The following is a 9,462-nucleotide window of genomic DNA, read 5'->3' as shown; positions in this document are numbered from 1 at the left end:
CGGAGTGGGGTGCGGTGCTCGGCTTCTGCCGGGAGTTGGGACGGGGCGGCCGGGGCGAGCAGCTCGCGCGGGCCGTCGCGGCGGGTGGGTCAGCAGTCGGGAATCGTCTCGGTGCAGATGGGCTGCTCGCCGTTGCTCGCGGTCTGCAGCAGCCGGTACAGGGTCTCGCGCTGGTCTCCGTCGAGTGCGCAGAACACTTCGTCCTCCACGGCGGCCAGCGCGAACTCCGCCTTGGCCAGCGTCTTCGCCCCGGCCTCTGTCAGCGAGACCGTGTGCCGCCTGCGGTCCTCCGGCGACCGCCGCCGCTCGACCAGCTGCTCGCGCTCCAGGTCGTTGAGCAGGCCGACGACATTCGTCCCGTCCATTTCCAGCGTGCTCGCCAGCGTCTGCTGCGAGATCCCGTCCCGGTCGCGCACCAGGGTCAGGGCCAGCAGGTGCCGCGGCCGCAGGCCCAGCGGCTCCAGCACGGTTTCCGAGCGCAGCCGCAGCCGGCGCGCCAGGTGGTCGATCAACGCGCCGACCCGGTGCGCGGGCTGGTTCACAACCGGCAGGGAGGCCACCTCGTCACTTTACCCAACCGAAGCGGCTATCGGTGTGCTATAGATAGTTTGCGTAACACCAATCAATATTGAAGGGCAAACCACCCATGGCACACCTACTGCACATCGACTCGAGCATCCGCGGCGAGGAGTCCGTCAGCCGCAGGCTGACCGCTCGTGCGGCGGAGGCCTGGCGCGCCGCGCACCCCGAGGGCACCGTCACCTACCGGGACCTCGCCCGGAACCCGGTTCCGCACCTCGGCGAGGCAGGCAACACGGCCCGCATGGTGCCGCCGGCGCAGCACACCGAAGCCCAGGCCGCGGCCTGGGCGCGCATGGAGGAGCTGATCGGCGAGATCAAGGCGGCCGACACCGTGCTGCTGGGCCTGCCGCTGTACAACTACGGCCCGCCGAGCGAGGTGAAGGCGTGGGTCGACCACCTGATCGTCCCCGGCCTGGCGTTCGACCCGGAGACCGCGCGGGGGCTGCTCGGCGACCGGGAGTTGATCGTGCTGGCCAGCCGCGGCGGCGGCTACGGCCCGGGCACCCCGCGCGAGGGCTGGGACCACGCCGAGCCGTGGCTGCCGCACGGGCTGTCCCTGACCGGTCTCGAACCTCGCGTGATCACCGCCGAGCTGACCCTCGCGCCGCAGAACCCGGCCATGGCCGACCTGATCCCGCTGTTCGAGCAGAGCCTCGCCACGGCGGAGAAGGAGATCGACGCCCTGTGGGTGCCCGCCGCGGCCTGATCGTGTGACCCGGACCGCACTTTCCGGGAAAAGTGCGGTCCGGCTGCAACCGCCACCCGTGGTGCGAGCATCTGCTCTTCGTGCACTTCGACGATTTCGCCCGCGAGCAGCTGCCGGGGCTGGTGCGGTTCGCGGCGGTCCTGACCGGGGATCCGGACCTGGCCCAGGACCTCGTGCAGGAGGCGCTGGTGCGGGCCCACGAGAAGTGGGCCCGGGTCGCCGAGACCGACCGGCCCGACCTGTACCTGCGGAAGATGGTCGTCAACGGGCACCTGTCGTGGCGGCGCCGCTGGTACCAGCGCGCGGTGCGGTCGGCCGCGGACCCGACGTGGTTCCGCGAGCCGCACACCGCCGACCCGGCCGGCCGGATCGCCGACGGCGCGCAGCTGAAGGAACTGCTGTCGGGGCTGAGCCGGTCGCAGCAGGCCGCCATCGTGCTCCGGTTCTACGAGGACCGCGACGACGACGAGATCGCGTCGGTACTCGGCTGCGCGGTGGGTACCGTGCGCAGTCACATCTCCCGCGGCCTGTCCGTGCTGCGGGTCCGCCTGGGCGCCGAGATGGAGGTGGCCTGACCATGTCCGAAATGCGGAATCTGCGGGAAGCGCTGAAGACCCGGGAGGCGCTCGCTCCTGATCCGGACGCGGTGCTCGCCGGGGCGCACGGCCGGATCCGGCGCAGGCGCGCCCAGCGGCGGATCGCCGGCGCGGCGGCCGCGGTGGCGGTGGTGATCGCCGGGGCCGGCGCCGGGATGACCGTGCTGCGCCCCTCGAACGAACCCGAGTCGATCGAGGCCGCCGCGGGGGCGACCGACCTCCCGGTGCCCGCGCCCGCGTTGCCGTTCACGGTCGGCGAGCTGCCGTCCGGGTTCGAGCTGAGCAGCTGGACCGTCTCCGGCAGCGCCGCGAGCGGCCGGTACAACGGCTACTACGGCAACTACCTGGAGATCAGCGTCGGCGACTTCCCGGACGCCGACGTCGGGGAGTCGGGCATCGTGACGGATCTGGCCGGCGGGGGGACACAGGCGAAGGTCCGCATCGCGCCGGACCGGGTGGTCTCGGTGCTGACCAAGACCTGGCAGATCCCGGACATCAACATGCTGCAGATCGCGCGGTCGGTCCGCCTCGTGCCGACGCCGGTGCACTCGATGCTGCGCAGCCTGCGCGCGCCGGCCGGGCTGACCGTCCGCCAGTGGAGCGGTGACGCGCGGTACGAGTACCTGACGCTGTGCCCGCACGAGGTGCCGGCGCAGTCTCCGGCCCGATCGGACGGGCGGTGCTACAACGTCTCCGTGAACGGCCCCGTGCCTCCCACCACGACCAGGGCCACGACGACGACCGATGTGCCTGCCCCGATGGTGGGGGTCAAGACGGTGCGCCGCATCCTCGACGGCGGCAAGGTTCTGATGGTCGACACCGAGCAGGGGCAGCAGGCGGTGGTGGAGGCGATCGCGGCGTCCGCGGTCGCCGGCTGACACGGGCCGCCGTCAGCTCCAGATGGTCACGTAGACCGGTGGCCGGAAGCGGGACGGCGGCACCCCGGCGCCGGGTGCGCGCATCACCTGCATCGCCGCCGGGGTGCCGAGGAAGTGCCGCAACGAGTTCGCCGCGGTGGAACACCGGTTGTGCGGCAACGTGGTCAGGTGCCAGTACTCCGTCCGCGGGGTGACCGGCGTCGGCAGCACGACCAGTTCGTGCCTGCGCCGCTGCGGCGCCACCAGGTGCTCGAAGGCCAGCGACACCCCGCTGCCGTTGGCCGCCGCCGACCACGCCGCCGTCTGGTTGGGGAAGACGCGGATGGCCGATTCCGGAACGGCCATGCGGCGCAACAGTTGTGCCGTCCCGCTGCCCGGGTCCGCGCCCGACGGGTCCACCAGCCACGGCCACTGCGCCGGGCCGCCGCGAGGCCGGAACCCAGGCGCCGCAACGGCGACGATGTTGCACCGGAACACCGGCTCGCTCTCCACGTCGCCGTCCAGGCGCGGCCCGAGCGCGGCGTCGGCGAGCCGGTTCGTGACCAGCACCGGCATCTCCGCCACCTGGGCCAGCCCCGCCGACGCGTCCACCGACTGGCCCGTTCGGCGCATGAACGCTTCGAGCAACGGATCCGCGACGAATTCCGCGATCGTGCTCGTGACCACGACGTGCATCCGTTCGGCTACGCCATTGGCCTCCCGAACGGCGGCATCGGCATCCGCCCCGAGGGCTACCATCTGTGTGGCGATCGGCAGCAGGCGGCTGCCGCCCGGCGTCAGCGTCATTCCGTTGGCAGTGCGCACGATCAGCTTGTCGCCGTGGTGCTGCCGCAGCGCGGCGAGCGCCTGCGACACCGCGGGTTCGCTGACGCCGAGGGTCCGGGCCGCGTCGGTCACCGAGCCGAGCCGGGCCACGAGGACGAAGGCGCTCAGCTGACCGAGCGTCATCTCACACCGGTCCGAATCACTTGAACAGCCTACATAAGTGATCCCTTAATCGGCCATTGTCGGTTTCCCCCACCGGGTGCACCCTGTGCCGAAAATCCATGCCCGGGGAGGGCGCATGCAAGTACCTGCGCAGTTCCAGTACGAACGAGCCACGAGCGTGGCCCACGCACTGAGTCTGCTGACGAAGTTCGGTCCGGAGAGCCGGATCGTGGCAGGCGGGCACAGTCTCATCCCGATGATGAAGCTGCGCCTGGCCCAGCCGCAGGCGCTCATCGACATCAACGACCTGTCCGAATTGGCCCGGATCAGCGTCGAGGACGGCACTTTGTGCGTCGGCGCCATGGTGCGTCACGCCGATCTGCTGTCCTCGGCGGTCGTGGGGGAGCACTTCCCGATCTTCCACGACGCCGAGCGGGTGATCGCCGATCCCGTGGTGCGCAACCGCGGAACGGTCGGCGGTTCGCTGTGCCAGGCCGCTCCGTCCGAGGACCTGTCGGCCGCGTTCGCCGCCGTCCGCGGTGAGGCGGTGATCGAGGGACCCGGCGGGCGCCGGGTCGTGCCGGTCCGTGAGTTCTTCACCGGTCCTTACCAGACCGTGGTGGGGGACAACGAAATGCTCGTGCAGCTGCGCGTGCCGATCTCCTCGTCCGCGTCGGCCTACGAAAAGGTCGAGCGCAGGGCGGGGGACTGGGCGGTCGCCGCGGCCGGCGCCGAGCTGCGGATCGAAGGCACGCAACTGGTTTCGGTCGGCATCGGGCTCACCGCGCTCGGGGCGCCGAACTTCCACGCGCCGGAGGCCGAGGAGTACCTGCTCGGCGGACCGGCGGTGGACGAGCGCTTCGCCGAGGCGGGCCGGATCGCCGCGCGGCACTGCGAACCGGTTCCGGACCAGCGCGGTCCCGTCGACTACAAGCGTCACCTCGCGGAGGTCCTCACCGTCCGCGCGCTGCACCGGGCCCGCACCCGTTGGCACGGCAACCACCGCCAGGAGGCCTGAACACATGGAGATCACGGTCACCGTCAACGGGCAGCAGCACACGCGGGACGTCGAACCCCGCCTGCTGCTCGTGCACTTCCTGCGCGACGAGCTGGGCCTGACCGGCACGCACTGGGGTTGCGACACGTCCAACTGCGGCACGTGCGTGGTGTGGCTGGACGAGGCGCCGGTCAAGTCGTGCACGGTCCTCGCGGTGATGGCCGACGGCCGTCGCGTGCGCACCGTCGAGGGGCTCGGCGACTCCACCGGGCTGGACCCGGTGCAGCAGGGCTTCACCGAATGCCACGGCCTGCAGTGCGGGTTCTGCACGCCGGGCATGATGCTGACCGCGCGCTGGCTGCTCGACCACCACCCCGATCCGTCCGAAGAGGACATCCGCGAGGCGATTTCCGGCCAGCTGTGCCGGTGCACCGGCTACGAGAACATCGTCAAGTCCGTCCGGTGGGCCGCCGAGCACGACACCGCTGCCGCAGCGGTCCCCGAGGAGAGCACTGTGGACAGTGCGGAGGTGTCCGCGTGACCACCACCGAGAACCACACCCCGATGGGGTTCGGGCGCATGCACCGCAAGGAGGACGCCCGGTTCATCCGCGGGCACGGGCAGTACGTCGACGACGTGAACCTGCCCGGGATGCTGCACGGCGCCGTGCTGCGCAGCCCGCACGCCCACGCGCGCATCGTGTCCGTCGACACGAGCGCGGCCGAGGCGCACCCGAAGGTGAAGGCCGTCATCACCGGCCAGACGCTGGAGGGGCTGAACCTCGCCTGGATGCCGACGCTCTCGCACGACGTGCAGGCCGTGCTGGCCACCGACAAGGTCCGGTTCCAGGGCCAGGAGGTCGCCTTCGTCGTCGCCGACGACCACTACGCCGCCCGCGACGCGCTGGAGCTGATCGACGTCGAGTACGAGCCGCTGCCGCCCGTCGTCGACGCCCGCCGCGCGCTGGCGCCGGACGCGCCGGTGATCCGCACCGACATCGACGGCAAGCGGGACAACCACATCTTCGACTGGGAAGCAGGCGACGCCGCGCGCACCGACGAGGTGTTCGCCCGCGCCGACGTGGTGTCCGCGCAGGACATGCTGTACCCGCGGGTGCACCCGGCGCCGATGGAGACCTGCGGCGCGGTGGCGCACCTGGACCCGATCACCGGGAAGCTCACCGTGTGGACGACCACCCAGGCGCCGCACGCGCACCGCACGCTGTACGCGCTGGTGGCCGGGCTGCCCGAGCACAAGATCCGGGTCATCTCGCCGGACATCGGCGGCGGGTTCGGCAACAAGGTCGGCATCTACCCGGGTTACGTGTGCGCGGTGGTCGGCTCCATCGTCACCGGCAAACCGGTGAAGTGGGTGGAGGACCGCTCGGAGAACCTGATGAGCACGTCCTTCGCCCGCGACTACCACATGCACGGCGAGATCGCGGCCACCGGCGACGGGAAGATCCTCGGGGTGCGCGTCAAGGTGCTCGCAGACCACGGCGCGTTCAACGGCACCGCGCAGCCGACGAAGTTCCCCGCCGGGTTCTTCAGCGTCTTCACCGGTTCCTACGACATCGAGGCGGCGCACTGCGCGGTCACCGGCGTCTACACCAACAAGGCGCCCGGCGGCGTCGCCTACGCGTGCTCGTTCCGCATCACCGAAGCGGTCTACCTGGTCGAGCGGCTGGTCGACGTGCTGGCCTACGACCTCGGGATGGACCCGGCGGAGCTGCGGATGCGCAACCTGCTCAGGCCGGAGCAGTTCCCGTACGTCAGCAAGACCGGCTGGGAGTACGACTCCGGCGACTACCCGCGCGCGCTGAGCCAGGCGATGGACATCGCCGGCTACGCGGAACTGCGGGAGGAGCAGAAGCGGCGCGCGGCGACCGGTGACGGGCCGCTGATGGGCATCGGCATCAGCTTCTTCACCGAGGCCGTCGGCGCGGGGCCGCGCAAGCACATGGACATCCTCGGGCTGGGCATGGCCGACGGCGCCGAGCTGCGCGTGCACCCGACCGGCAAGGCCGTGCTGCGGCTGTCCTGCCAGAGCCAGGGGCAGGGCCACGAAACGACGTTCGCGCAGATCGTGGCCGAGGAGCTGGGCATCTCGCCGGACGACATCGAGGTCGTGCATGGCGACACCGACCAGACGCCGTTCGGCCTCGGCACCTACGGGTCCCGGTCGACGCCGGTGTCCGGCGGGGCGACGGCGGTGGTGGCGCGTCGGGTCCGCGAGCGGGCCAAGATCGTCGCCTCGGCGATGCTGGAGGTGAGCCCGGACGACCTGGAGTGGGAGAAGGGCCGCTGGTTCGTCCAGGGCGACCCGGACTCCGGCAAGACCATCCAGGAGATCGCGCTGGCCGCGCACTCCGACCTGGAACTGCCCGACGGCGTCGAGGGGCACCTGGACGCGACGTGCGTCTACAACCCGCCGAACCTGACCTACCCGTTCGGCGCCTACATCTGCGTCGTCGACGTCGATCCCGAGACCGGGCAGGTGAAGGTGCGCCGGTTCGTCGCGGTCGACGACTGCGGCGTCCGGATCAACCCGATGATCGTCGAGGGCCAGGTGCACGGCGGGCTGGCCGAGGGCATCGGCATGGCGCTGATGCAGGTGATGGCGTTCGACGAGGACGGCAACCACCTCGGCGGGTCGTTCATGGACTACCTGATCCCCACGGCCGTGGAGTGCCCGTCGTGGGAGCTGGGCGAGACGGTGACCCCGTCGCCGCACCACCCCATCGGGGCCAAGGGCATCGGCGAGTCCGCGACCGTCGGCTCGCCCGCGGCCGTGGTCAACGCGGTGCTCGACGCGCTCAAGCCGTACGGGGTGCGGCACGCGGACATGCCGCTCACCCCGGCGGCCGTGTGGCGCGCGTCGCAGAATCGTCCACTCCGGACAGATTTGGCGATCACGTGATGAACGGACAGGAGTTGCGGGCGCACGCGGAGTCCCTGCGGGCGGGCCGGACGCCGTTCGTGCTGGCGACGGTGGTGCGGGCGCAACGCCCCACCAGCGCGAAACCCGGCGACTGCGCGCTGGTGCTCGCCGACGGGACCATCGAGGGTTTCGTCGGCGGGTCCTGCGCCGAGTCGACCGTGCGACAGCAGGGGATCCGGCTGCTGCTGACCGGCGAGTCGGCGCTGCTGCGGATCCAGCCCGGCGCGGGCGAGCAGGTCGAGGAGGGGGTGGTGACGGTCGGGAACCCGTGCCTGTCCGGCGGCGAGCTGGAGATCTTCCTCGACGCGCAGATGCCGCCGCCGCTGGTGGCGATCCACGGTGACGGGCCGATCGCGCGGGCGCTGGCGTCGGTCGGCCGCGTGCTCGGCTACGAGACGCGGGTGGGCGCCGAGCTGTCCGACGACACGTTCGCGGTGATCGTGGCGTCGCACGGCCGGGACGAGGAACGCGTGCTGGAGGCGGCGGTGCGCGCGGACGTGGCCTACATCGGCCTGATCGCCAGCGAGAAGCGCGGCGCGGCGGTGCTGGAGCGGCTGGGGCTGGCCGAGCCCGGCCGCATCCACACCCCGGCCGGCCTGCCGATCGGGGCGCGGACGCCGGCCGAGGTCGCGGTGTCGGTGTACGCGGAGCTGATCGCGACCCGCCCGCGCCCGCCGCGGCGCCCGGCCGAGGACGTCGAGGTGGCCGCCGAGGCGGTCGACCCGGTGTGCGGCATGAGCGTCGCGATCACGCCGGAGTCGGTGCAGCTGCCCTACGGCGGGCGGCGGTACTACTTCTGCGGGGCCGGGTGCCGTCACGCGTTCGCCGACGAACCGGGCAGGTACACCGGTGACGCCTGAGACGGTCGGCGATCTCGCCGAGCGCCTCGGCGCCGCCGGGTACCTCACCGACGACGCGCTGGCCACCGCCCTGTTCCTCGCGGTCCGGATGCGGCAGCCGATCCTGCTGGAGGGCGAGCCCGGTGTCGGCAAGACGCAGGCGGCCAAGTCGCTGGCGGCGGCCATGGACACGCCGCTGATCCGGTTGCAGTGCTACGAGGGACTGTCCTCTTCGGACGCGCTGTACGAGTGGAACTACCCGCGCCAGCTGCTCGGGATCCGGCTGGCCGAGTCGCGGGGCGAGTCGCTGGCGGAGGCCGACCTCTTCGCCGACGACTACCTGCTGGCGCGGCCGTTGCTGGCGGCGATCACGCACCCCGGCCCGCGCCCGGCGGTGCTGTTGATCGACGAGGTCGACCGCGCCGACGACGAGTTCGAGGCGTTCCTGCTCGAACTGCTGGCCGAGTCGGCGGTGACGATCCCGGAGCTGGGGACCCGGCGCGCGGTGGTGCCGCCGGTGGTCGTGCTGACCTCCAACCGGACCCGCGAACTGCACGACGCCCTCAAGCGGCGGTGCCTGTACCACTGGATCGCGCACCCGGAGGTGGCGCAGGTGGCGGCCATCATCCGGTTGCGGGTGCCGGGCGCGGCGGACTGGCTCGCCTCGCGTGTGGCGTGGGCGGTGGGGCGGATGCGCGGGTTCGGGCTGTACAAGCCGCCGGGGGTCGCGGAGGCGATCTCGTGGGCCTCGGCGCTGCAGGTGCTCGGTGTGTCGGTGGTGGACGGCCCGGCGGTGGAGCGGACGCTGAGCGCGGTGCTCAAGTACGAAGAGGACCGCGCGGTGGCAGTGGAGCGGCTGGCGGAGGTGGTTGGTGAGTGAGGCTGGCGGCCCGGCGGTGGAGTGGCTGGTGGAGGTGGTCGGGAAGTCAGCCCGTTGGCCTGGCCGTGGTGCGGACGTTCAGCGCGGTGCTGTAGTACGAGGAGGACCGCGCTTGTG

At 71.8% G+C, this 9,462-nt stretch carries 10 protein-coding genes; 8 read left to right on the top strand and 2 right to left on the bottom strand.

Annotated elements, in window-relative coordinates:
• Positions 1 to 89: 89 nt before the first annotated feature.
• Complete coding sequence (locus ABZ215_RS28180; protein ID WP_027935645.1) at positions 90 to 560, bottom strand: MarR family winged helix-turn-helix transcriptional regulator; 471 nt, start codon at positions 558 to 560, stop codon at positions 90 to 92.
• An 86-nt stretch (positions 561 to 646) separates the two neighbouring features.
• On the opposite strand from ABZ215_RS28180, the gene ABZ215_RS28175 reads away from it, so the two are divergent.
• The 3 genes from ABZ215_RS28175 to ABZ215_RS28165 all read left to right on the top strand — a co-directional run bounded on the left by ABZ215_RS28175 (position 647) and on the right by ABZ215_RS28165 (position 2,762).
• Positions 647 to 1,288: an NAD(P)H-dependent oxidoreductase gene (locus ABZ215_RS28175; RefSeq protein ID WP_354952865.1), complete on the top strand. Its 642-nt coding sequence runs from the start codon at positions 647 to 649 to the stop codon at positions 1,286 to 1,288.
• 80 nt (positions 1,289 to 1,368) lie between these two features.
• Positions 1,369 to 1,863 carry a SigE family RNA polymerase sigma factor gene (locus ABZ215_RS28170; protein WP_354952863.1) on the top strand — a complete coding sequence of 165 codons (495 nt, stop codon included), beginning with the start codon at positions 1,369 to 1,371 and terminating at the stop codon, positions 1,861 to 1,863.
• A gap of 11 nt (positions 1,864 to 1,874) precedes the next feature.
• A complete protein-coding gene (locus ABZ215_RS28165; protein ID WP_354952861.1) occupies positions 1,875 to 2,762 on the top strand; it encodes a hypothetical protein in 888 nt (295 codons plus the stop codon).
• Between the two features lie 12 nt (positions 2,763 to 2,774).
• On the opposite strand, the gene ABZ215_RS28160 is transcribed toward ABZ215_RS28165, so the two are convergent.
• Entirely contained in the window at positions 2,775 to 3,710 is a 936-nt protein-coding gene (locus tag ABZ215_RS28160; RefSeq protein ID WP_237337326.1) for a LysR family transcriptional regulator, read from the bottom strand.
• Positions 3,711 to 3,825: 115 nt separating this feature from the next.
• Here ABZ215_RS28160 and ABZ215_RS28155 point away from each other — a divergent pair, with 115 nt between their 5' ends.
• From ABZ215_RS28155 to ABZ215_RS28135, 5 genes are read left to right on the top strand one after another with little or no spacing between them, the layout of a single operon-like run.
• Positions 3,826 to 4,707, top strand: a complete 882-nt coding sequence (locus ABZ215_RS28155; protein ID WP_354952859.1) for a xanthine dehydrogenase family protein subunit M — start codon at positions 3,826 to 3,828, stop codon at positions 4,705 to 4,707.
• A gap of 4 nt (positions 4,708 to 4,711) precedes the next feature.
• On the top strand, positions 4,712 to 5,227 hold the full coding sequence (locus ABZ215_RS28150) for a (2Fe-2S)-binding protein (protein WP_354952857.1): 516 nt from the start codon (positions 4,712 to 4,714) through the stop codon (positions 5,225 to 5,227).
• Positions 5,228 to 5,250: 23 nt separating this feature from the next.
• Positions 5,251 to 7,605: an aerobic carbon-monoxide dehydrogenase large subunit gene (locus ABZ215_RS28145; RefSeq protein ID WP_354952867.1), complete on the top strand. Its 2,355-nt coding sequence runs from the start codon at positions 5,251 to 5,253 to the stop codon at positions 7,603 to 7,605.
• On the top strand, positions 7,605 to 8,486 hold the full coding sequence (locus tag ABZ215_RS28140) for an XdhC family protein (protein ID WP_354952855.1): 882 nt from the start codon (positions 7,605 to 7,607) through the stop codon (positions 8,484 to 8,486). Before ABZ215_RS28145 ends, ABZ215_RS28140 begins: the two co-directional genes overlap by 1 nt.
• Positions 8,476 to 9,345, top strand: a complete 870-nt coding sequence (locus tag ABZ215_RS28135; protein WP_354952853.1) for a MoxR family ATPase — start codon at positions 8,476 to 8,478, stop codon at positions 9,343 to 9,345. Before ABZ215_RS28140 ends, ABZ215_RS28135 begins: the two co-directional genes overlap by 11 nt.
• Positions 9,346 to 9,462: the final 117 nt, after the last annotated feature.

It is taken from the genome of Amycolatopsis sp. NPDC006131 (assembly GCF_040614175.1).
Lineage (GTDB): Bacteria > Actinomycetota > Actinomycetes > Mycobacteriales > Pseudonocardiaceae > Amycolatopsis_E > Amycolatopsis_E tucumanensis.
Note: the sequence above shows the minus strand (reverse complement) of the source record. Positions and strands in the feature narration are given on the sequence as shown.